At 67.0% G+C, this 23,857-nt stretch carries 15 protein-coding genes and 1 pseudogene; 6 read left to right on the forward strand and 10 right to left on the reverse strand.

The features are described 5' to 3' along the window. Positions 1-245: 245 nt before the first annotated feature. Together ABTX62_RS12460 and ABTX62_RS12465 are read left to right on the forward strand one after the other, a co-directional pair. Entirely contained in the window at positions 246-797 is a 552-nt protein-coding gene (locus tag ABTX62_RS12460; protein WP_352116124.1) for a hypothetical protein, read from the forward strand. Between the two features lie 16 nt (positions 798-813). Next, positions 814-1,948: pseudogene (locus ABTX62_RS12465) on the forward strand (IS630 family transposase). 23 nt (positions 1,949-1,971) lie between these two features. Here the strand turns inward: ABTX62_RS12465 and ABTX62_RS12470 are convergent. Together ABTX62_RS12470 and ABTX62_RS12475 are read right to left on the reverse strand one after the other, a co-directional pair. Then, positions 1,972-2,187 carry a DUF397 domain-containing protein gene (locus ABTX62_RS12470; RefSeq protein ID WP_352116125.1) on the reverse strand — a complete coding sequence of 72 codons (216 nt, stop codon included), beginning with the start codon at positions 2,185-2,187 and terminating at the stop codon, positions 1,972-1,974. Next, entirely contained in the window at positions 2,187-3,032 is an 846-nt protein-coding gene (locus ABTX62_RS12475) for a helix-turn-helix domain-containing protein (RefSeq protein ID WP_352116126.1), read from the reverse strand. Before ABTX62_RS12475 ends, ABTX62_RS12470 begins: the two co-directional genes overlap by 1 nt. A 197-nt stretch (positions 3,033-3,229) precedes the next feature. Between ABTX62_RS12475 and ABTX62_RS12480 the strand changes: the two genes are divergently transcribed. Continuing rightward, complete coding sequence (locus tag ABTX62_RS12480; protein WP_352116127.1) at positions 3,230-3,895, forward strand: ATP-binding protein; 666 nt, start codon at positions 3,230-3,232, stop codon at positions 3,893-3,895. A gap of 12 nt (positions 3,896-3,907) precedes the next feature. Here ABTX62_RS12480 and drmB read toward each other — a convergent pair whose 3' ends face one another. The 5 genes from drmB to ABTX62_RS12505 form a co-directional block, all read right to left on the reverse strand. Next, a complete protein-coding gene (gene drmB / locus ABTX62_RS12485; protein WP_352116128.1) occupies positions 3,908-5,770 on the reverse strand; it encodes a DrmB family protein in 1,863 nt (620 codons plus the stop codon). Beyond that, a complete protein-coding gene (locus tag ABTX62_RS12490; RefSeq protein ID WP_352116129.1) occupies positions 5,767-9,024 on the reverse strand; it encodes a helicase-related protein in 3,258 nt (1,085 codons plus the stop codon). Before ABTX62_RS12490 ends, drmB begins: the two co-directional genes overlap by 4 nt. After that, positions 9,021-10,922 (reverse strand): UvrD-helicase domain-containing protein, encoded by a 1,902-nt coding sequence (locus ABTX62_RS12495; RefSeq protein ID WP_352116130.1) that lies wholly within the window; start codon positions 10,920-10,922, stop codon positions 9,021-9,023. The genes ABTX62_RS12490 and ABTX62_RS12495 overlap by 4 nt, the downstream gene beginning before the upstream one ends. Beyond that, positions 10,919-15,682 carry a DEAD/DEAH box helicase gene (locus tag ABTX62_RS12500; protein WP_352116254.1) on the reverse strand — a complete coding sequence of 1,588 codons (4,764 nt, stop codon included), beginning with the start codon at positions 15,680-15,682 and terminating at the stop codon, positions 10,919-10,921. The genes ABTX62_RS12495 and ABTX62_RS12500 overlap by 4 nt, the downstream gene beginning before the upstream one ends. Positions 15,683-15,869: 187 nt before the next feature. Next, entirely contained in the window at positions 15,870-16,085 is a 216-nt protein-coding gene (locus ABTX62_RS12505) for a hypothetical protein (RefSeq protein ID WP_352116131.1), read from the reverse strand. A 541-nt stretch (positions 16,086-16,626) separates the two neighbouring features. Here ABTX62_RS12505 and ABTX62_RS12510 point away from each other — a divergent pair. From ABTX62_RS12510 to ABTX62_RS12520, 3 genes are read left to right on the forward strand one after another with little or no spacing between them, the layout of a single operon-like run. After that, positions 16,627-18,777, forward strand: a complete 2,151-nt coding sequence (locus ABTX62_RS12510) for a helix-turn-helix transcriptional regulator (RefSeq protein ID WP_352116132.1) — start codon at positions 16,627-16,629, stop codon at positions 18,775-18,777. 3 nt (positions 18,778-18,780) lie between these two features. Next, positions 18,781-19,776 (forward strand): hypothetical protein, encoded by a 996-nt coding sequence (locus tag ABTX62_RS12515; protein ID WP_352116133.1) that lies wholly within the window; start codon positions 18,781-18,783, stop codon positions 19,774-19,776. Continuing rightward, a complete protein-coding gene (locus tag ABTX62_RS12520; RefSeq protein ID WP_352116134.1) occupies positions 19,773-20,651 on the forward strand; it encodes a DUF6339 family protein in 879 nt (292 codons plus the stop codon). Before ABTX62_RS12515 ends, ABTX62_RS12520 begins: the two co-directional genes overlap by 4 nt. Before the next feature lie 8 nt (positions 20,652-20,659). Here ABTX62_RS12520 and ABTX62_RS12525 read toward each other — a convergent pair whose 3' ends face one another. Genes ABTX62_RS12525 through ABTX62_RS12535 form a run of 3 tightly spaced genes read right to left on the reverse strand, consistent with a single transcriptional unit; the run spans position 20,660 to position 23,426 of the window. Continuing rightward, complete coding sequence (locus ABTX62_RS12525) at positions 20,660-22,021, reverse strand: DNA cytosine methyltransferase (RefSeq protein ID WP_352116135.1); 1,362 nt, start codon at positions 22,019-22,021, stop codon at positions 20,660-20,662. Next, the gene (locus ABTX62_RS12530; RefSeq protein ID WP_352116136.1) at positions 22,018-23,028 is read right to left on the reverse strand and encodes a DNA cytosine methyltransferase; all 1,011 of its coding nucleotides are present in this window, start codon (positions 23,026-23,028) and stop codon (positions 22,018-22,020) included. Before ABTX62_RS12530 ends, ABTX62_RS12525 begins: the two co-directional genes overlap by 4 nt. Next, positions 23,025-23,426 carry a very short patch repair endonuclease gene (locus tag ABTX62_RS12535; RefSeq protein WP_352116255.1) on the reverse strand — a complete coding sequence of 134 codons (402 nt, stop codon included), beginning with the start codon at positions 23,424-23,426 and terminating at the stop codon, positions 23,025-23,027. The genes ABTX62_RS12530 and ABTX62_RS12535 overlap by 4 nt, the downstream gene beginning before the upstream one ends. Between the last annotated feature and the right edge of the window lie 431 nt (positions 23,427-23,857).

Consider the following 23,857-nt stretch of genomic DNA (forward strand, 5'->3'; position numbering starts at 1 on the left):
CCTGCCCGGCCGAACGGAAGCATCAAGGCAAGCCTGCCCGACCTCAACTCCACCAACCAGAACGACACTTAGCCGCGACAGTCTACTAGTGCCGCAGCAGGCAACGTTCGCCCTGTTCGGCTGCGGCTTAGGTTCAAAGGGCGCGACCGCAGCACTGTGGCTGACGAGGGCGTCGGTCAACGGGCCCCGCGCCAAGTTGAGAATCCTTGGACCGGCGGGCTGCTCTTCTGCCTAGGGTCTCGAGCATGTTCAGGTCAGGGGTGGGGTTTTTCGCGTTGTTCGGGCTCGGCTGGTGGCTGCTGGGTTCGAGCGCATTCGACGGCTTGATGCGGCAGGTCCTGGTCGCAGTTGGCTGTGCCGTCATGGTGGGGCTGATGCTTGCCGCGCGCCGTTTCCTTCCCTCGTCGGCAGGGGGGCCATTCCCCGTTGGCCGACGTCGGCGGTTCAACCAGATCAACGGGCTCCAGTGGCTGCTGATCATCGCCGTCGCCGCAGTTTGCCGTCACGTCGGGGTGCCGATGCTCATTCCCCCGCTGATCGCGGTTGTCGTTGGGCTCCACTTCCTGCCGTTGGCAGCGGTGTTCGAGCAGCCCCAACTGCGCATACCGGCGGCACTGTTGATCGCTTCCGGGGCGGCGGGCATAACTGTCTGGCTCACGAACGGCCCGGACGAGACCGTTCGCCTCGTGGTGGGCCCTACTTCTGCGCTCTCCCTGTGGGGTATGACGGTCTGGACACTCGCAGGGGCGGCATCTGCTGCCGGGCATGGGGCAAATGAAGGATCTGGCGGCGCGTGACAGGCACCCTGTCCTGGTGGCAGAACGAGTACGCGTACGTGGGATCGACGATGGCGAGGGGCGGCGGCTCCTGCGGATCATCCGCAGGGGCACCGGGTCGGTGGTGACCTGGCGGCGGGCCCAGATGGTCCTGCTGTCCGCTCAGGGCATGCCCGTGGCGAAAATCGCCGAAGTGTCGTTCACCAGCGCCGACCGAGTCCGCGATGTCATCCACAACTTCAACACTGACGGCTTCGACTCGCTCTACCCGAAGTACAAGGGCGGCCGCCCGAAGACGTTCACGCTGCCCGAACGCCGCGAGATCAAGAAGATCGCGAAGTCCAAGCCAGCCGAGCACGACCTGCCGTTCTCGACCTGGAGTCTGACCAAGCTGGCGGACTTCCTGGTCGCAGAGGGGGTGGTCGACGACATCAGCCACGAGGGCCTGCGCATCCTGCTCCGCGAGGAAGGCGTCTCCTTTCAACGTCTGAGGACCTGGAAGACTTCACGCGATCCCAACTACGCGGCCAAGAAGGCCCGGGTCGAACACCTCTACGCGATCGCCGACGGCGAGGTCATACCCAAAGAAGGCGAGCCCGAAGTGGTCTTGTGCATGGACGAGTTCGGGCCGCTCAACCTGATGCCCCACCCCGGCCAGCAGTGGGCCGAACGGGGTGGCAGGCACAAGGACCCCGAACGCGGACCCCGCCGCAGACGCCGGGCCACCTACAACCGCTACGGCGGAGTGCGGCACCTGTTCGCCGCCCTGGACCTGACCAAGGACAAGCTCTACGGCCACATCAAGCCCCTCAAGAAGCGGACTCAGTTCCTGGAGTTCTGCCGCTACCTGCGCAGCCTCTACCCGCCCGAGACGCGCATCGCGATCGTCTGCGACAACTTCTCCCCACACCAGACCCACGAAGAGATGCCAGCGGGTCGGCACCTGGGCGGTCGCGAACAATGTTGAGATCGCCTACACCCCGACCAACAGCTCCTGGCTCAACCGCATCGAGGCCCAGTTCACCGCCCTGCGCTACTTCACCCTCGACGGCACTGACCACGCCACCCACAAAGAACAAGGCAGCATGATCCGCCGCTACATCATCTGGCGAAACCGCCATGCCGACGACCGGCGCCTACGCGCCATCGTCGACAGGGCGAACGTTGCCTGATGCGGCACTAGATCTCGAATGGGTCAGAGCCTCACGCTGACGTGCTTCACGGTCTGGACGAAAGAACGCCACGCGATGCTGCTCACCGCGATCACGTGCGTCTCCCCGCTCTTGGTGTCACGGACAAGAGCGCCGTCACCCGTGAACGCACACTCGACGCACTCACCTCCGGCACCGTTGCTGTAGGACGACGTGAACCACACCAGACGGCTGTTGCTGCTGGACTCGGGCCATATCACTACGTGTAATCCTTCAAAATCGACTCGATCAACAGGGCTGAGCGCTGAGGACTGAGAGCTGCCGCTCGCAGGCCGTCGAACGCCCTCGTGTACTCACGCACATGATTCTCGCCCTCCAAGTACACGGCATCCGTGATGCCGTCCCGATACACGACGTCCGGATCCTCGGGGGCCGGAAAGCCCAGCATGGTGAATGAACCGGTGGTCGGATAGGTCCCGGCGTCGAAGGGGAGGACCTGGAGGGTCACGGTCGGCAACTCGGCCGTGCCGAGGACTCGTTCCAATTGCTCCCGCATCAAGGCGCGATCTCCGATGACGTGGCGCAGTGCGCCCTCGTTCACGATGAACCACGCGTCCGGAGCATCCGGCTGTCGCAGCATGGCTTGGCGTTCCATGCGCACACGTACCGCCTTCGCAATGTCCTCCACGGACATGTGTGCACCGGCCTTGTGAAGCTCGGTCGCGTACACCTCAGTCTGCAGGAGCCCGGGAACCACCTCGCACTGGTACTGGCGGAAGGTGGAAGCGTCCTGTTCAAGACCGATGTAGATGTTGAACCACTCGGGAACGCCTGCGCCGTGGACCTGCCACCACCCACGCACCTTTGCCTGCCTGGCCAGTGACTTGAGGAACTCACGCAGTTCGTCGCTCGTGTCGTAGAAGCGACACAGGGCGTCGATGTCCGAGGGCTGGACACGACCACTTCCCGTCTCCATGCGGTTGACCTTGGAGCCGCTCCAGTCCAGGGCGTCACCGACCTGGGCGCAGGTGAGGGCGCTCTTCTCGCGGAGCTTCTTCAGCTCGATCGAGAGGCGCCGGCGGCGCGCCGTGGGTGATCCGGCCATCTCAACCCTCTTTCGAATAGCGAGTGTTCAGTCTCGCGCCAAGAGATGTGGCTGCCAATCACTCAGAAGTGGGAATCCCTTGCTGCACATTGCAGAACAGGATGTTCTCCCCGCACTCTGGTCCCGACGCAACCCACGGTGAACGTCCGTGACGCTGCGCTTCGGATGCGGTGCCAACTGTGATGAAAGGGGTCCGCATGAGTCAGGAAACCTGCATGCCGCGCAAACGATGGGACATTGCCTTCATGGCCGAGCCCGCGGAAGTGGCTGCCCTGCGCCGGATCATGCGGCTGCACCTGGAGGTATGGGGACTGCACGACGTTGTCGACGAAGCTCAGCTGTGCGTCAGCGAACTGGTGTCCAACGTCATCACCCACGTAGGGCCCGGCACTCCCGCGACCCTGGCAGTCTCCATGAAGGGCGCCCATCTGCGCATCGAGGTGCACGATCCTCACGCGCGTGCCCTGCCCACCGTCCGCGACGCGACCGCGGATTCGGAGGAGGGGCGAGGGATGGCGCTCGTCGATGCCGTCGCCGACCGCTGGGGCGTGCTGCTACGCCCGGACCACAAGGTCACGTGGTGCGAGCTGACGACACAACCCACCACCGCCGACGGCCACGGGGAAGTCGCAGGCGTGATCCGGGCAGAGGACCTTCTGCGCCACTATGCCGCCGCTGCGCAGCCGCAACGGAGAGCGGGTGCGAGCAGATTGACCTCGACCGTGGCGGAGGAGACGGTGATCGCGGCGATCACCGACTTCCTCCACTGGTTCCGAGCCCACGGCCGAGACGCGGACGACATGCTGGACCGAGCACAGATGCGTTTCGAGGCCGAGCACGCCGCTCGGCGTCGAGCGAGGTGAAACTTCCCTTCGTCAGCTCTGCAGTACGGCCGCGAAGTAGCCCACCTCGGGATCCTCCGGGGTTCCGACCAACAGTGCGCGGTCGAGCAGGATGTTGTTGTGCTCGCAGCTCGTCTCCGGGAGCATGACGCAGGCATGGCAGGCGGCGAGGTTCGTCCCGCCGGTGCCGGAGGCCTCGGTTTCGACGCACAGGGGGTCGGCAGAGCACCAGGAGGCGCGGCGGATCGCCGACCGGATCGCGTCTGCCAGCTTCTCGGGCTCTCCCTGGGCGACCAGGCCTCCGAGACTTCCCGCGGAGTCGCTGGTGGCGGTGTAGACGAGCAAGCCCGCCATTTCCTCGTCGGCATAGAGGCGTTCGCGGAGGGCCGCAGCCGGGTAGCCGGCATCCAGGCTCCACTCGTTGATCAGCACGTGGGCCAGGGTGTGCAGCAGCACCATGCGGGGAGAAGCAGGGGAGGGCTGAACCTGGGTGGGGTCGGAGGCCCACTGCTCCATAAGGCGCTGGTGGGCATTACGAACGCGTTCGGCGCGGTCGGTCACAGCGGTGAGCTTTTCCCAAGCGGTGAGCCGATCCTCTGCCAAGCGCAGGAAGACGCCTTCGCCGCGTACCTCCATTGCGGGCAGCCAGTTCAGGCGAGTAGCGGAGAGCGCGGCCTCGTAGGCCTCGGTGGCAGAGTTGGGGTCGGCGAGTCGGGTGAACGCCTTGAGCGCGCGGACCTCGCGCAGCTTCTTGACCAACATGGGGCCGGTGACGCCTGTGCCGTCGAGCGCGGCTGGGGAGGTGAGCGGAGTCTCGCAGATGAACTGTTCGTTGCGGGAGCGCTCACGCTCGTCGTTGCCACTGCGGAGGCGCTCGTACTCTTTGTTACGCAAGGCGCGGTAGCGGTGGTCGAAAGAGCGCACCTCGCTGGCTGCGGGATCTTCCTCGCGTTCCGCGGCGAGGAGCGCCATCACCTCGTCGACGGGCACCGGAATGTCATCTCCGAAGACGAACTTGAGGCGATCCTCCACCTCTGCCCGACTGTCCAGTTCGCGAAGCCGGTCCCAGTACTCGGCAAGTACGTCCGCCCGTCCGTCACTCCACGGCGGGATGGACAGCGCGGACTTCAGCACCGGCTGCCATACAGCGGACGAACCACGCTGGAGGGTGCGGGCGGTGCGGCTGCAGTTCTCCGCGGGGACGGAGGTGCCGAGCCACGGTCGGGTGCCACGGCAGCGCAGACCGAGATCCTTGAGCGCGCTCTTGCGGAACGAGCCCTCCATCGACACCTCGGGCACCCCGCAACTGCAGGACACGAGGATCGAGCGGAGCGAGGAACTGCGGCCGGAGGTGCGCAGCCCGAGCGTGCCGCCGCACTGGCCGGCGGTCATCGTGCCGCGACCTGCGGCGCGGTGAACCCAGTGCCAGTACGGGAACTCGTCGAGGTGTCCGGCCTCGCAGGCGACCACGAAACGGGAGGGAACCAGATCCGCCTCGCACGTGCCGCAGAGGCTCTTGCCGGGCGGCGAGTTGAAGTCGCGATGGCGGCGCAACTCGTTGCACTCGGGGCAGGAGTGCATGAGAGGGAAGCGGCGGACACGGAGGCCGTCCTTGCTGTACTCGTCGGACGCGGGTGGCAGCCGGAAGTGCTCAACTTTCAGGATGCGAGCGAGTCGACGTTCGTAGATGCGCGGTGCCTCGTCCGTGCTCCAGTGCTCGTCGGCCCCGTCCAGGCCGGACACGACGAAGGACTCATGATCGACCGCGATCAGCGAGCCGACACCGTACGTGGTGATCGCCTGGGCGCGACGGACCGCGCCGCGACGCGGAAGGTTGTGGGCTGGCGCGGAGCCGTTCGCGCCGGAGCGGCGCCGGCGCGCCGGGGGCGGGGTCATCGGGTGGCCTCCATGAACAGGGCGGACTCGGCATCGACGTCGCGCAGGCTCCACAGGGTGGGCCAGGCCTCGGCGTTCTCGGCTTCGTCGTCGTACGGCTGCAGAAGCGAAGGAGTGCGCCTTCCCCTCTTCGGTTCGAAGAGCAGTCCGCCGTGGATGTCGGCCTCCTTGCACCACCAGTCGAGGAATTCGTCGAAGGCACTGGAGACGGCGTCGGTCTCCTCAGGGGTGACGGCGCGGACTCGGTCGAGGAGGACAGGCTTGATCTCGTCACGGATGCGGTGCTCGTAGGACTCCACACTGCCTGCGGCCTCGTTGGGACGAGCCTCCGGGATCATGATTCGGGTCAGAGCGACGATCACCGCGTGCAGTCCGCGTTCGCGGGCGCGGGTGGAGAAAGGGGTGACGGAGGTCGACTCGACCTCGCGGTAGAGCGCAGAGTGGAAGTGGAGGAAGTTCTCGTAGTGGGAGCGGTCGCGCGAGCGCGTCGCGTTGAGCATCACGGCGACCAGACCCGGGTGGGCGCGGCCTACGCGGCTGGTGGCCTGGATGTACTCGGCGGTGGTCTGGGGCTGACCCATGACGGCCATGAGGCCGAGCCGGTCCACGTCGACGCCGACCGCGATCATGTTGGTGGCCAGGAGGACGTCCACGACGTCAGGATCGGGGTACTCCCGCTCGATGCCCTTGAGACGGGCCGGGATCTCGCTTGCGTCGATGCGGCTGGTCAGCTCCGAGTAATTGTCGAGGGCCCGCACGCTGGTCCCCTCGCGTGCCGCGAGCAGTTCCAGGTACGCCACCACGTCGTCGTGCACCTGGAGTTCGGCGGCGGAGAGCAGTCGGAGGCTGTTGAAGTAGCCGACCAGGCTCCAGTAGGCGTCGCGCACCTCGTTCGAGGTCTGCGCCTGCTGCGCCCGGTGCAACAGAGTCGCGTAAGTTCGGATGAGCAGGGTGGACTGGCTGGTGCCGGGGGCCAGGAGGCCCACGTAACGTCGACTCGCCTTGTCCTCGCGCGGGGTTTCCACGGCGAACCAGGAATCCCGGGAGTCCAGGCCCGCGGGCGGGAACTGGCGGACCTCGCGGTCGAAGAGACTGCGGCCCTGGTCGGCGGCGCGTCGGATGGTCGCCGTCGAGGCGATGACCTTGGGCCGTCCCGCAAGCTCGTCGACAGCGGTCTCGTAGAGGCCGGTGAGCGTGCCCAGCGGGCCGGAGATGAGGTGGAGTTCGTCTTGGACGATCAGCTCGGGCGGTGGGGTGCGGTCACTCGGGTCGTCCCGGTTGAAGAGGGCAGCGGTAGCCGGACGCCATGGCATGGACGCGAACTTGTCGACTGTGGCGATGACCAGCGTCGGTCGGGCGTCGTACACGGCCTCGTCGATCAGGTGGACGGGCAGACCGTCCGCGAAGTCGCAGTCCGCTCCGGGGCAGCGGACGTGCATGCGCTTGGCGTCCTCGTCGACCGCGTAGGCGCGCGCATCCAGGCGGGTGCCGCACCAGGGGCAGGCGTGCAGCTGGACGGGGTTCTTGGTCGCCAGGCGCTTGTCGAGGTCCTTGTGCAGTTCTGCCAGTTGGTCGTGCGCGTCCTTCAGCTTGTTCGGAGTTGCCGATTCACCGACCCACATGCCGAGCGAGAACGGTTCGGAGCCCAGTTCCGTCCCCCTTTCGCGACGCATCCGTTCCATGGCGCAGAGCAGGATCGTGGCGCGCTCGAACTGCTGAAGGGTGAGCAGGCGCAGGGTGTACCGCATCAGCACGGTGACGCCACCGCCGTTCGCACCGAGCCGGATCCGGCGCAGGAAGGAGGTGAGTGCGATCAGGCCCAGGTACGCCTCGGTCTTGCCACCACCGGTGGGGAACCACAGGAGGTCGGAGATCTCACGGTCGCGGTGCTCGGGGTCGTCGATGCCAGCGAGGCAGAGCAGGACGAAGGCGATCTGGAACGGCCGCCAGCGGCCCACTGCGGGATCGGGAGAGCCTTGGCGGCCGCTCTTCACCCAGGCGCTGCGGGCACGCTGGTCGGCCATGGCCTGGTTGGCCAGTCGGAATGCCGTCATCAAATCGGGCTTGCCGCGCAGGCGGTCGATGCCTTCGCGGATCCGGCCCAGTGCCTCGCGGCAGGTGTCGACCTGGTCGCGGGCGGCTTTCTCGTATGCCCTGCCGATCAGCGCATCGGCCTCGGCCTGTTTGCGGTCGATCCACTGCTCGTAGCCCACGGCGAGTGCTTCGAGCGCTGTGAGAACTTCCGTGTCCGGGCGCTCGGCCAGACCGAGCATGGACAGGGCGGAGCTGTCGATCTCCGGATTCGAGTCGGTGAGCAGGACTTCCACGGTCGGGACGAACTCGCTCCGCACCTCGGGCACACCGGCTCGCCTCGAATCCGTCATGCCGATCGGTGCCGGAGTCCAGTCCCATTCGGCGGCGCAGCCGTGCCCGACGGCGAAGGTCGGGGCATGGCGATGCAGCAGGCGGCTGGTGGCGACTTCGGGATCGTGTGCGAGGTCGGGGGCTGGACGCTCGACGAAGGCGCTGGAGCCGTCGGCCGCACGGACGACGAGCCCGCACTGGAACAGGGAGAAGGCGTCCTGCAGCTCCCGCTCGCCGACCTTGTGCGTGTTGACCAGGGTCACCGTGACGGTCACCGTGCGCGCCACAGCGTCGGGCCGTCGGACGTTGACGCGCAGCGCGACGCCGTCGGCCAACTTGAACCGCAGGTCAGGGGCAGGTGTGGTCACGTCGACCGTGGTCTCGGGCAACGCGAGTTCCTCCCGCCGCCAGTGCTCCTGCTGATCGGAGGTGGTGCGGGCCTCCGCGCGACGGGCAGGGACGGGGTTGCCGTCCGCATCCGTGGGCCGGTAGGCGGCGGCCCGCGCGCGGACCACGACGGAATCGCTTATGGCCGGGTCGATCGCGAAGGTGAGCCCCATGGAGGAGGGTCGGCGGGCCCCGGCGGCACCGACCTCCTGCGCCGTCCCGGACTCCTCCATGTTGTCGCGGGTACGGACAGGGGTCATGTCCAGCCCCTCGTGCTCCGCCTCGTCCTCGCGCATCCTCTGCTCAGCTGCGTCGTCTACCGACCTCGGGTAGAGGACACCGGTCAGGTAGCGGTCGATGGGGGCGTCCCGGGCAAGGACTTCCGCACGGTCCTCCGGAGCCGCGTCCGGGGCAGGACCGAGAAGCTCGCGGCGGAGGCCGGCCAGCAGTTCCTCGTCACGGACTCGGTAGTGCTCCACGTGCCGGTTCTCCGTGTCGCTCATGCGCGCTGCTCCTCGTAGTCGGACCGTCGATACCTTCCGATTCCGGTGATCCGAGGCGCGATCCAGACGCCCCGGTCGCCGAGGCCGGCGTTGGCACCGGCGGCAGTGCTGCCCGCGACGGACTCCAGGGTGTCGACCCGAAGCCCGTGGATCTCGTCCGGCCACCAGGGGTCCCACGTGCGGTTCACCTTCTGCACCTGGAACAGTTCCTGTCGGAACCGCTCCGAGACCTCGCCGATCTCCCTCCCGTTGTGCATCAGGGCGTACGGCGGGCTCTGCGACTCGCCGAGCGGCAGGTCATGGCGCCTGCGCAACACCACTTCGTGGCCAGGGGCGACGTGTACCAGAAGGTAGGACTGGAGCGTCACGGCGTCGGCCTCGTGGCCGGGAGGGTTGTCCGCGCACACGTCATAGGACTCGCCGACGATCCCAATGCGGTCGTACGGTCTCCAGCCGCCGAGGAACCTGCGGCCGTTGGCCCTGCCACCGGCCCGTTTGAAGATCGGCAGCTCGGGCCGATCCACGTGATACAGGTCCTGACGGGCTCGCGTCAGGGCCACGTACAGAGCGCGAGCCTCAGCCGGGAGGTCCAGACCCTCCTTGAACTGCTGCTGCAACTCCGCAACGGTCGGCGGGGCGAGCACGATCACTCGGTCGAACTCCAGGCCCTTGGCCCGGTGCACTGTGGAGACCACGATGCGTGCCGTCTCCGGATCGGCCAGCTCGTCCGGGAAACGGCCGTCGGCAACCAGGCGGCGTAGCCGGTCCAGGTCGAGAATGCCTCGTCCCGGGCCTCGCGCGGCTCGACGCAGCGCGGCCCACATCGCTTCTGGGTCCGGCTCGTACGGCAGGGATATCTCGGTGAGCAGTGCCCGGAACCGATCCTCGGAGAGTGTCGCGGACTCGGTGCGGCGCAACAAATCAGCGACCCAGTAGGGGACCGGGCGATCCTCCAGCGGACGCCGCAACCGGTGTTCCACGCCATGCCCGTGCAGCAGTTCCGAGACGACGAGGGCTTGCCGATTGTCGCGAGTGAGAATCGCGCAGGTGTCGGGGGAATTACGCAGTCCGTCCAGGGTGAACGGGTCTGCGAGGGGTCCCATCCCGTTCGCCGGATCGAGGAGCAGTTCGCGCATCTCTTCGTAGAGGGCCGCGGCCTCGTCGGCATCCGTGACGTTCTGGAGGCGCTGCCCGTGGGCGAGCGCGATCCGGGCCTCCGGGGTTGCCGCTCGAAAGTTCTTGGTGAGGCGAAGTTCGACCAGGTCGTCCGGGTACGAGGCGCGCAGCCAGTCGAAGAACCGGCCGGTCTCGTCGGCACGTTCGGAGAGGTCCGTGATCTGGAAGCCGTAGACGGACTGCGCGGCATCACCGACCACGGTGAAGCCGCAACTCTCCTGATAGCGATCGAGCAGCGCTTCCACGAGGTCCCGACGGTCGCCCAAGAGGTCCTGCACCTCGTCGATGACCACGTGGGCGGGGGGCCTGGCGTCGCCGGCCTCCAGCGCTCCTTTCTCGACCGCACGGGCAGCGGCCTCGATCCGCTCCAGAAAGGAGGCCGCACCCCAGTCGTTGTCCGGGTACGCCTGCCGCAGCACGCCGTATGCCCAGGCGTCGAAGGTCTGCGCCCGCACCCGACGCGCGCGTTCACCGTGCCGGGCGATCCGCTCCCGCAGCTCTCGGGCTGCCGCCCGGGAGAAGGTGAGCACCAGCACGTCCAAGGCCTCCAGCGCCTCCTCGGGGTCCTCGTGCCCGCACAGCGCGTCGAGCCGGCGCACCAGTGTGTGGGTCTTGCCGGCCCCCGCGCCGGCGGTCACCAGGACGCGGGCGTCCCAAGGCTGCTCCACAACCGCCCGCTGCTCCTCGGTGAGCGGAGGACTGTCGAGGTACGCGTCGGTCACGAACGGCTCCAGAGGTGCTCGAACTGGGTGAAGGCGAGATGGGTGTCGAAGTTCTCGATGTTGTCGCTGACGTTGAGGATCAAACAGCTGTCCTTGCCGCCGTTCCGGCGTCCGCGAAGGCCGCGACCGATCATTTGCTGGTAGACGTTCGTGCTGTAGACCGGCCTGGCCACGACGACGGCGCGGGTCGCCGGCGCGTCGAAGCCCTGAGTGAGAACACCGTAATTGGTGAGCACACGAATGCGGCCGTTTCGGAAGTTCTCGATACGGGTCCGACGGTCCTGTGTGCTGGTGGTCGAGTCGACGGCCGCGGATCGGATGCCCCGGTCGTTGAGCATGGCTGCCAGGTACTTGGCGTGATCCACGGAGGTGGCGAAGAGCAGCGTCGGCCAGCCCGCCGGCAGAGCGGCCACCTCGTCCACGATGCGACGGCTTCGCTCATGGTCATCGGCGAGCCGCTGTTCGGCGGAGCGAGAGAGCATCGCCATGCGGTCGGCGTGAGTCTTCTCGTCCCGGGTCAGTTCGATCTTGCCGCCCTGCAGGGTGCGGTGTTCGACCTGGGCGAGCATCCCCCACTCCTGCAGGTCCCGGTACGGGTCCCCGGACGGGAACACACCCTCGTCGAGGCGGCGGTTGCCGAAGCGGTTGACCAGCCGGCGGGTCTCCTCCTCGTTGGTGTTGCGGAACGGGGTCGCCGTCAGGCCGAGCAGATGACGCCCGGTCTCGTACTGGGTGAGTCCCAGCTGTCCGAGAATTTCGGTGTACCGCTTGGAGATGGCGGTGTGTGCCTCGTCCACGATCACGAGGACGGCCTGTCGCAGCCAGGCGTACTGGTCGGTGCCCAGGCACCGCTCGAGCTTGGCGTCGGTGGCGACCACCAGGTGGGGGTGGTCGACGACGTTTCCGACCTCGTGGCTGCTCCACAGTCGGCTGATGGTGAGCGGACGTTCCGCACCGACCTTGCTCCAGACGAACCTCCAGCTTTGAACTGCTTGTTCGCACAGTTCCTCGGTCTGCGCGATCCACAGCAGCGGACCTTTGAGGTCACCGAGCCGCTTGACCCAACGGATCACGGCCTCGGCGGTGACACGGGTCTTGCCAGCACCGGTGGGCAGGGACAGCATGCCGCGCTGAGGAGCCAGCCGGTCGAGCATGGTGGAGATGTTCCGGACCAGATCCTCCTGGTAGCCATGGAGGCTCGGGAAGTCCCGAGGGCCCTCGACCGTCTCGAATGGGGGAAGGGACGGGGTCCTCGAACCGGCGAAGGCGACGGGCAGCTTCAGCTCCGATACGAAGGCGATGGCGGCCGACGAGCCCGTGTAGCCGACCGGGGCGTCGGGGAAACGCGCTTGAATGTCCCGGGCATGCTGTTGCAGCACCCCGTCGCCGTGCGCGTTGAACGCCATCTGCGCGATCCGCCGCCCGGACGGCTCCACGCCGTCGGTCGCCTGCAGCTCGGCATCCATCAACCCTTCAGGGAGACCGGCGCGCAGCGCCTCCGCCCCGATCAACAGCTCGAGCTTGGCGACCACGTCCTCGACCTCGCGTACGGCCTTCCGGGCGGCCTGTGTCGCGCTGTCCCTAGCCATGCGCTCCTGGTGCTCCAGGACAGCCCGACACCCGGCCGTTCCGAGGCCGAGCCCGAGTTCGCGGTCGATCAGGATCAACATCGGCTCGGGATCCAGCGGGACGCGGACTTTGACTATGCCGTTCTGACTGACCGCCTTGAGGGGAGCGGCGTGTGTGCCGTTGGGCGTACGAGTGATCTCCTCCAGTTCGGCGCAGCGCTGCACCAGGCTGTTGCGGTTCCCGCTGTTCAAACGCTGACGCAGGGCCGGGTACAGCTCGACGAGCGGCACCGGGTCCCCCTCGACCACCTCGCGGGTCTCCCGGCTGATCACGTCGGCGTACCGGAGCATGCCCCACTTCTCGATCATCAGCTCGGCGTCCTCGGCGGTCGGTACGAGGAGCGCGGGCAGCTGTTCGGCACGGAGCGCCCTGTACTCGGCGGCATTGACGGCGAGGGTGATCTCCTCGTCGGGGCGGGTGTCCCACGAGTCACCGACCCGGCAACGGGTCAGGGAGTCCTCGGGGAATTCGGCACCGAAGCGGGTGAGCATCACATAGGTGGTGCCCACGAAGGAGTCGTCCTCGCTACGCGACACCTCGTCGAGGAGGGTGTTCCAGCGGTCGGCGGGAACCTCGTCGACGGTGATCGGGAGCCGCAGCTTGCGGGCCTTCTCGGGTGAGATGTCGGCGACCGGCAGCACGTCGCGGTAGGCGGCGAGTTGGGGACCGACGGCCTCGCGCAGCGGCTTGATCCCCTGCGAGGTGGCGACCGTGCCGTACTTCCTCAGCATCCACCGGATCGGCGAGACCACCGCCTGCCGGGTACTGGTCTGTGCGCCGATCTGACGCGTCCAGTTGTCCACCACTGCGTCATCGGGCAGCACCTTCAGAAATGCCGCTCGGGACTCCTCGGAAAGGACACGGAAGAGGTGCAGTGGGCCACCGATCGCGGCGCCCTCGACCTTGATCCGGTTCAGTGCCGGACGGGGGGCGCGGCTGTCGAGGCCGCGCAGATAGGCGGCGTGGACGGCTGCGCGGTACTCCTCGAACCAGGCCTCGTCCGCCTTGGGTTGCACCCCACCGGAAGGTCGCTCCTGCAGGCCGACCTGAGAGAAGAAGGGAGTGTCGTCGGAGTGGAACCCCATGTCGACGGCGACGCTCGGGTCGCGCTTCGCGTCGATCACCGCACCCGGCAGCATGCAGTTCTCGACCGGCCGGAACCGCCCGTCGGCCGTCCGCACATGGAGTGTCGAGCGTGGCGCGGGCACCCGCTCCAGAACCTTGTGAGCCACTCGACGGGCCCCGGCCTGGCGGAACAGCTCCCAGAACCGCTCCCAGTCCGACTCGCGGTAGTGGTCGAAACCCTGGTCGAGAACACTGAAGAACCGACCCTCGACATCGGCCTCCCGGATGCCCAGGACGTTGAGGGCGTGCAACAACGACGGGTCCTGCGCGAGTTGGTCGACCACGTACACCAAAGACTCGCGCAATCCACCCTGATCCGCTCGGCGGAACACCTTGCCGTGCACGGGCGCGACGAGACCGTGCTCCTCGGTCAGCACGATGCGGGCCCTGCGAGCTTCATCGGCGTAGGGGGAGCGGACCTCGATCATGTCGGCGAGAATGCGGATGGCGACGGCCGACGCCTCGGCGGTGCCGCTCTCGACCAAGGCCTCGAGCCATTCACGGACATCGGTTCGCCCGTGCCCGGACGCCGTCAGAATGTGCTCGACCTTGCCGGAGCGCAGGGAGTCCGCCTCGACGCTCGGGTGCAGCCAGTTCACAGGGCGCCCCGGGCACTCGTGCCACATCCGGAGCCAACCGGCCAGCTTCTTCATATCCCTGTCGAGCCGAGGGTGGACCCGCAACTCGGTCGGGACGCGCAGGACTCCGTCCTGGTCGGGCAGCGACGGACTGTCCGCGGTGCGATCCCAGATCTCCCGAGTCAGGAACTCGTCGGCCCAGCTGATCGCCTCCTTGACACGGCCGGGCAGCAGCGGGAGGTAGGCAGCCGGGTCTTCGGCGGGGGCCAGCGCGGGAAGAGACCCGACGACCAACTGCGCCGATACCCTGATCATCTCTTGGTTGAAGGGGGAGGAATCGAGAAGGTTCTGACGGTCCTCGTTGGTCTTCCAGGCCCCGTTGAGGATGCCGCTGAGCGACACCTCGTACTTGGTCGGGAAGAAGGACCAAAACTTGCCGCGACCACGCGACCGCGGGCTGATGTGCAAGCCGCTTACCGGGTCCTTCTCCAGCGCGGGCACTGCCCAAGCGATTTCGAGCGTGAGCCGGTCGTGCAGCTCTCCGGCGTCCGCACGGGCCGCCGGACCGGGCTCGTGGGTGGTGGTGAACACCCGCCACCGCTCGGTGGCGACAGCCTTCCCCGTCCGCTCCTCGACCACGGTGTGCAGATCACCGGCTTGCTGAGCGGTCAGGACGCGGCGCGCCACGGGCCGGGGCCGGCGGTCTTCCAGCACGACCCTCGCGACGTGCGGGGAGAAGAGCTGGAAGCCGGCCGGGAACTCTTCACGGGGCTCGCCGTGGTCCTTGGCGCGCCCCCCGTGCATGTCCCGGCCCAGGCGGTCGTCGGCCCTCCGGATCAGGGGGAGGCGAACTACGGTGGTTGCCCAGGTCAGCAGCTCGTTCAGGACGTGGTCGGAAGCGCGCTCGGCCTTCTCGTCGAGCGGGCGGGCCATGCGCAGGACCGGGGCGTCGAACTTCGGTCCGTAGCGCGCCGTCACGCCGGGGACGGCCCGGATCTGCTCGTACGACCAGGCCCGGTCAAATCCGAAACTCCCTGTGCGGCTGAAGAATTGAGGTGTGTCGGTCACGACCAGGACTGATTTCACGCCGACTCCGAATCGACCGATCTGTCCGCCGCGTTTCTTCGACATACTCATTCGGAGAATGGTCTCAGCGCCCTCCGGGGTCACCGCATTGCCCTCGTTGGCGCAGTACAAATGACTGTCTGTGAGTACGACATGGACGCGTCCGCCCGGCTCTTCGGCGATTTCATCGGCCGCATTCTGGACTAGCTCAAAAAGCTGACGGTCACCGTAACCTCCCTGCGTGATACGGCGTTCGCCATTGGCGTGCTCGGCGACGAGGCCGGGGTCGACAGCGTAAGTCTGCAGGACGCGGGTGGATTGTTCGAGGACGGTTTGAATAACCGGGTTCGGCGAAGACGACACTGCTCCTGCACTCCTCGGGTCAAGGGGGTTCGAACGTAATCGGGCGACGGGCCGGCTGTGACTCTGCAACAGTCGGCCGTCATCTTCGTGCGGTGTAGCACTTGTGGCGCATCGGGCGCCTTCTAGCGATTTCGGTGCGGGTGCGAGGAGAAGAGCAACCTCCGAACGCCCTGCTGCACCGCAGGAGTCATTTAGAGACGGAGGTGTGGTCCGGCAGCTCCTGAACCTTCTTGGCCAGTCCTGGGAAATTAGCGATGAAGTCGACCTCGGGGACGTCGAACCGCAGGAGAACCATTGCTGCTTCGGCCTTGCTCTTGGACAGCAGAATGTCCGTCCTGAAGGCACTTATCTCGCGGTCAGAGTTTACGTGGTCGCCGCAACTCTGTTCGTGCGTTTCGTTCATGAAGTGGTACACCCCCGTGATGTTGGGCCGTAGATTGGCACAGGGGTGTGTTGTGCGCAGGTTCCCCCGTGGAAATGCTGTTCTTCTCGGGTGAGACGCTTCCCTTGGATCACGCTAGCGGACGGGAGTTGTGCGCCACCACCGTTTTGGGAAAGGTGCTGCCATGCAGGGTCGAAACTGGTCCAGCGAGGTCATGCGCGAATTGCGGAATTTGGACAGGGTTCTGCCCCGGCCGCCCGGCCCAATCGGTCAAGAGTTTCGTGAGCGAGATGGATTCCCCATCGTTGAATACGGTATCGATGGTCACCCGATCGTGCAAGCAGAACTCCGGTTCCCCGTTGGGAAGTTGGGAACCGCGGCCCATCGGGCGCGTCGCATAACAGGTGAATCTGGATGTTCTGCGCAAGTCGGGCAGTAGAGCTGAAGCAGGTAAGGGGGCGACTTGGATCAACTTTTGGTTGACGTGGTCGCTCACGTCAAATTAGCCTGCGGTCGGCAGCAGGTGATCTGCAGGGCACTCCGAGGAAAGAGCAGGTGGCGCGTGGAGGCAGGAGAGGAGTTCGGGCCCTGGCTGGCCCGTCAACTCAAGCTCGCGGGGAAGACGCAGGCCGAACTGGCCCAGGAACTCGAGCTGACTCGGGCGGCCGTCTCCGCGTGGATCACCGGAAGGTCGACTCCCCGCCCGACTGTCATGCAGGACATCGCCAAGGCACTGGGCACGGATCTGGGTACGGTGCACACCCGCACCACCGACACCCAGGCCGGCCTACCGGTCACCTGGTACCACCGTCCCGGCTATCCCGACGGCGGCCGTGACCTGGGCAATGCCGCCGCCTTCGCCTTCGACGCCGACGTGCAGGTTCTCGCTCGCGAGACCTGCCAGAACAGCCTCGACGAGCGACTGGACAATGGTCGCCCGGTCCGCGTCCGTTACACGTTGCACGAGCTGACCGGTAAGGCTCTGGACGACTTCCGAGAGGCCATTCTCTGGAACGATCTCTTCCCGCACTACTCCGCCGTCTCGGAGATCGCCGGTAACCAGAAGGTCGGTCGGGTCGTGGACGCCGGGGTGCGTGACATGTACGAGAAGGGCCGCCTCGTACTGCTGCGCGTCGACGACTACAACGCTTCCGGGCTCGTCGGCGACGACTACGCGGACGGAAAGTTCGCCGCCGTGGTCAGACGTCAGTTGGAGAGCCTCAAGTCCGGGCACAACGCGGGTGGTTCATACGGCCTAGGCAAGGCGACGCTGTGGGCCACCAGCGCCCTCGGACTCGTGCTCATCAACTCCACTCTGTCCGAGTCGCACGAAGGGCGTAAGGAGGGCCGACTCATCGGCCGACTCGAACTGCCCTGGAGGGAGGTCGACGGCAAGCCCTACGCAGGCCCCGCCTGGTTCGGCCGCCCCGATCCCGATTCGCCCGGCGCGGAGGTCGCCCGCTCCTGGTGGGCGGACGAGGAGACCATCGCCAGACTGCACCTGACCCGGGAAAACGGCGAACCCGGTACTTCCTTCCTCATCGTCGGCGCACACGACGTGGCCAGCCTCGAAGAGAGGTCGTCCGACGTAGAGGACGAGACCACGGATGTGGATGAGGAGGGGACCGAGGACACGCGTGACATCCGCAGGATGCACCGGCGTCTGGTGAAAGCGCTGGGCCGTGACTTCTGGGCCGCGATGACCGGTGGTGGCGGCCAGTTGCCGCGCCTGGAGGTGTTCGTACGTGCTGTGCGGAACAACGGCGAAGTGGTCGTGGCGGAAGAGCAGGTGAATCCGGCTGCCGAGCAGCCCTCCCGGACCCGTGCCCTACGGACGTACTACGAAGGTGCCACCGTGGACCGGCTCACCGAGGCCGGGCAGGTGGCGGCACGGAGTATTCCCCTGAAGCTGCCACTGCTCGGAGGGGCCGCAGGGACGCTCGGGACGCACCAAGCAGTCCTGTTGGTCACCGAGGCGGCAAATGATGCGGACGCGCCGAAGAACCAGGTGCACTCGCTGCGGGGCAACCGCATGACCGTCAAAAAGGCCGGGGTTCAGAAACTGCCGCTGGGGACCAACCCGTTCCAGGCCGTTCTCCTGGTGGGAGAGGCTGCTGGTGAGTCGGCTCCCTTCGCTCAGGAAGCCGAGGAGTTTCTGCGGGCCGCGGAACCGCCCGAGCACGATCGCTGGGGACAGACGGAGGAACTGACCTTGCGCTGGTCACCCTCCGCATACCGGCGGATCAACCGGCTCACCACTGAAGTCAACCACGCGGTCAGGGAACTCGTCGCACGGCCCAGGCGCGGCAGAAGCGAGGGTGGTGAAGCCCTGCGCAAGGCCTTGACCGTGAAGACGAGGCCCAAGGCCAAGGCGCCCGCCGGGCCGGTCGTTCCGGTGCTGGACGCTCTCGACGCGACGATCGGCGACGACGGGGAGTGGCGGATCACCGCCGAGGTGAGCATCCCGCGCGGCGACGAGATTGTCCCGATGGTGCCGGTCGCCCAGCTGGACGTCCGATCAGGAGGTCGTCCGAAGCTGGAATGGGCGGAACTCGTGGCCGTGGAGGGCTGCGAGGTGGAGGACGGGGTTCTGCGCTTCCCACCCGGTACGCGGCGCGCGAGGTTCCGAGGGGCCACCGATGTCACCAGTCACCCGGTCCGGACCACGCTCACCCGCCTCGTCCTCGAACTTCGCGCCGGCAAGGGGGAGTGACGCGTGAAGATCTACCCGTACAAGCGACTCAACCGGCCGATCACGCTCAGAGTGACCTCGGTCTCCTTGAGTCTTTCGGACGGCACTCGCGACCAACTGGAGACCACCGCGTACTCGACCCAGCAACAGGCCGTCGCACTCGGTACAGCGGGCCACGCCGACTGGGTGAGCGCCACGATCGGTCTGTCGGCCACGCTCCCGCCCGGGGCGAACGCGCCGGACGCGGCCTGGTCCGATCTGAGCGTCCTCGCGGTGCTGACGGACGGCGAGACCAACGTCCGCACGTCCACGGTCCTCACGCGTGAGGCGGAGGGTGGTCTGGACTGGTCGGGCTCCCTGAAGGTGCTCCGCGACGACCATCTGGGACGGGCCTCACTCTCCGTGCACGCCGTCGGCACGGTTGACGGAGTGCCGGGCCGGTCGATCGCCGAGACCGATCGGAGCTGGATCGTCGACACGGTTTCCGACGAGCCGGTCCGTGGACTGCAATTGGACGTTCAGAAAGCCTCCTTCACGAAGAGCTCCCGGGAGATGTTGCGGGCCTGCGCCGACGCGCCCTGGGTCGTGGACGCCTCGGCCCGGGTCCCCACCGTGTTCGTCAATACCGAAGTCGAAGGGGTCATCGGACTGCTGGACAGCAACGGCTCCGGGGTCGACAGCAAGGTGCGTGATCTCTTGGTAGCTCAGATGGCCACCGACGTCTGGACGGCCGTGTTCCACGGCGCCATCGGCGATCTGGAGGTTGGTCCGGGCGGTAGCCCGGTCTTCCCGACCGACTGGCAGGGCGAGGTGCTGCGGGAAATGCTTCCGGATGTGATGCCCGGCATGCATGTCGAGGAGGCCCTACGACAGGTGCATCGCCGACGAACCGGCGAGTCGGGCTGGGTGGAGCTCCAGACCCGCATCCACTACGCGGCCGTCCGCCGCACCGATGCCACCAGGGCGCTCGCCTACGTCATCCGCAGCCTTGAACAGACGAACCGAGAGAGTGAGACGTGATCACCGCACCGAACCACGTACCCGAGCGCCTGGCCCTGCTCGCCACCTCGGCCGTCGATCCGTTCCTCACCGAAGAGCTGCTCAGAGGTGAGCAGGTGCACAGAGGCATCGACCTCGCCAGGGTCGTCGAGGAACTGCCCGAGGATGACGACAGGTGGTTGGTGGAGCCGATCCGAAGCCTTGTGGAAGACGCCAAGTTCGAGTTCCGCGAGGACCGTACCCGAGCCGACGCGTGGCTCGCCCCGCGGCTGCACGCCACGTTGCGCCTGACACGGCGAGAGGCGGCGGACAAGCGCTTGTGGAACCACCTCGCCTTGGCGGTGGCCCCCGACTATGTCGCCTGGCGCCACCGGTCGGAGCCGACAGCGAGCAGGCCGGAAAGGCGCATCGCCGCGGAGCGGTTCCGGGGCCCCGCCGACCGGCAATGCTTCTCCCGCCTGTGGTGGGCGGCTGAGCTGTTCCGGAACGGGCCGGACTACGAGCCGGTCGAGGCCGCCTGTGGAAATCAGGACCTCATCCACACCGTTCTCCGGATGGAGCTGATCGACCATCGTCCCACCGCCCAGGCCTTGGTCCGCCTCTTGAAGAGCGGTCAGGTAACCACTGGGCGAGAGATCTTCGGCCTCAGCGTCGCGATCAATGCAGCCGGAGCGACTCTGGTCTATGACGTCCTCGCGCGGGACGAGCCCAGGGACCCCCACCGTCTGAGGGACTGGATCGCGGGGGCGGGATCAGCACCACCGGTCGGGCGACACGAACTCCCACAGGGGCCCGACGAGGACCCCGTTCCCGAGGAGTCCGTGACCCGGCTCACGGACTACTTCGCGGAGCTGTTCGAGACCGCGCCGGTCAGGGGCAGGAAGAGCACGGACTGACCCGATGACTACTTCTTCGCGGACGCCTTCTTGCGCGCCGGCGAAGAAGGACGGGGCAGTGCTTGATCCGCAGGCTGAGGGCAGCTGGCTGTGCAGGAGTTGGCATCTCCGCAGCCGTGACTCCGCAGCTTGGCCCGCCGATCCTCCGTGGTCGGCGGCCATGGCTCCCGCATCACCTCCGGGTCCGGTGTGGGGAGGCCGAGCGCGGCGCTCAGCAGATGTGCACCGAACAGGGGCGGTACAGCGTTGCCCACTTGCTGCGCCTGTGCCGTACCGGACCACGGATAGTCCGGCGGGAAACTCTGCAGCATCCCCGCCTCGTTCATGCTGAACCGCGGACCTTCGTAGACGATCTTCTCGTCGAGGTGCTGGAAGACCACGAAGCGGGAGATGCGGCCGGTGACGGTGGCAGCGGGTTGTTGGTCGGTCCGCACTCCACGGCGCCCCGGGTTGCTTGAGCTGCCGTAATTCGAGCGGACCAGAAAGGGTGTGGGGCGGCCTGGATGTGAGCCCACGCGTTCCTCGAGAGCATCACCCATCGACCGCCAGTGCTTCAGGTTCTCATCGCCCGCTTTCCGGCATTCCTCCGCCTTCGGTGCGGTGCTCTCCTCAAGGGTCGGCTGGTGGACCTGGCCGGCCGCACGGCCGGTCGTCCGGTTCCAGTTCTTCGCCTCGTATGCACAGTGCGTCGCCGCGGGAAGCGAGGGCTCGCCGAGCCCGAAACGCCGAGCAATCAGTACTGCACGGGATCGCGTCTGCGGTACCCCATAGGTCTCGGTGTCGAGGACATCGACGACGACCTTGTACTTGGTGCCGTCGGGCAGGCCGGTCCTCTCCAACACCCTGGCATAGTGCTCCCAGAGTGGCTCCACCTCACGCACCTGTTCCAGAACGATGACGTCGTACGGGCGATTTTCCCGATTAGGACTCTTGATCGCCCTGATCGCGTACCTGAGCGGCTCGAGGACCATGGCGGTGCGCGGATCGCTCAGTGTCTTCAGATGCTCGTCGATCTTTTCGTCGGAGTCGCCCGCCACCAGTCGCTCGATGGCGTCTTCGACCTTGTTGCGGTCCTGGCGGCCGGCGCCCTTGCCGGCCGCCGAGAAAGTCTGGCACGGAGGGCCACCGGCGAGCACATTGATCTCCGGCGGCAGCGACTCGAAGCCATCCCTGCGCACCGCGCTCACATCAGCGTGAAGAGTGTCCAGCCCGGCCGCGTAGCGCGTCAGACACGCGCTTCTGTCCCACTCGATGCCGAGACTCGGGACGTCGAGCACGTGTGCGGCGACGTCCAGTCCCCCGGGCCCTGCGAACAGGTCCAGGACGAAGGGCTTGTCGAGGATGGATTCGTGGGGCGCCGAGCTGGTCATGTGGCGGAAGTGTAGCCGGCAACGAAGGTCGCTGGATCCCCGACGAGGGCTTCGGCGACGGCCCGACCCAAAGCCTCTCCGACCGGCGGGGGTGTGGCGTGCCCGACCTGGCGGTACCGAGCGGTCTTGCGCCCGGCGATCTCCCACGCCCCGGGGAAGCCCTGCAGCAGCGCCGCCTGCTCGACCGTGATCTTCACCATGTTGTCCCTGCCGAGTTGGGGGTCCCATATGAAGTCCGGGCCGGGGACCAGGTCGCCCACCGTGTGAGCGTTGACGCCCATGGTCGCCCACTTCCGCTTCGCCCCGGTCGGGCCGAGGTCCGCACCGCCTCGGTTCTTAGAGCCGCCGACCAGTGTCGGAGCCGGTTGATCGGCCTGGGCGGCCCAGCGGGCGGCGTCCTGCCAACCGCGCGAGGCCATGGACGGCCCTAGAGCGGTACCGACCGTAGTCGGCTCCCGCACGGTGGGTGTCGGTGGTCGGAACGCCTTTGCCCGCTGCCGTTCGACCGCCAACAGGACGCCCTGCTTGCGGTTCTGCGGTACGCCGAAGTCGACGGCGTTCATGACGAACCAGCTGAAGTCGTATCCCAAGTGGGCCAGTTCGGCCCGCGCGAAGTCACGGAACCGCTGATACTCGTCCGCATGAGCGAGCCCGGGGACATTCTCGATGAGTACGGCCCTAGGCCTGATCGCGTGGACGAGGTAGACAGCGGCCTCCAACAGCCGCTCCTCCATACCCGAGTCCGTCCGTCCGACGGTCGCATTCGACTTCACCCGCGGCAGGCCCGCCGCAAGGAGGTCCACATCGAGGCTCACCGGATGCTCAGCCGGGTCGAAGTCCAGCAGGTCGGTGTGAAGCACGTTCCACTGTGGCCGATTGGTCCGCAGAGTCGTGACGGCGGCATCGTCCTCGTCCAGTAACAGGCGCGGCTCGAATCCCGCCCGCTCGAGTCCGAGGGCAAGTCCGCCCGCCCCGGAGCACACGTCCACGAAAGTGAGTCCAGTCACTCCTCTTCCCCCCTGATTCGTTTCGACCGACGCCGCTGCACGGCTGCAGCCACCTGTATGGCTACTTCTTCGGGAGCTTCGTGCTCCCAGAACCGCAGCACGGTCCACCCCGCCCCGAGCAGATGCTCCGTCGTCTCCCGGTCACGGGCCATGTTCCGTTCCAGCTTCGTGCGCCACCACTCAGCGTTGGCCTTCGGATGAGTGGCGTGTTGGGGGCAGCCGTGCCAGAAGCAGCCGTCGATGAGGACCGCGACCTTGGCCCGGGGGAACGCCACGTCGATACGCCGCCGAGGCAGTCCTGGCACCGGATACTCCACGCGGTACCGAAGCCCGGCTGCGTGCAGCAGCCGCCTTACGGTCAGCTCGACGGCCGTGTCCTTGCTTGCCTGCCTGCTCATGCGCGCCGAGACGCCGGGAGACGAAGGCGTCATGCCGTTCACTGTCGAACCTCACGCATGCATGTCGTCACGGTTGAAGGGTCGCTGCTTCCGGGCTCAAGCTGATCCGCACTCGATCACTCATGGCCATGTGGTCAGTTCTAGCAGCAGCCACCGACATGCAGAGGGTCTTCGCCAGAAGCTGATCGTGGGAGCTGTAGGACCGCTCGCTTCCTGGCCATTGTCGCGCCTCCGCGCCCCGCCCCAAGGGCGCTTCACTCCGCTGCGCTGCGTTCCGCGTCGGCTGGCGCCGATGGCCCTTCAGCCACCCTTGAACCGGGCCGCTCCAGCACGGGAGAGAAGCGAGCGGGCGGCCCGCGAAGGCGGGCCAGGGTGGGGAGCGCCGCAGTGGGCTCCCCAGGTGCCCGGCGTTACGGGCGCGTCAGCGGTTC

The organism is Streptomyces sp. NPDC096046, from assembly GCF_040303285.1.
In the GTDB taxonomy this organism is placed as follows: domain Bacteria; phylum Actinomycetota; class Actinomycetes; order Streptomycetales; family Streptomycetaceae; genus Streptomyces.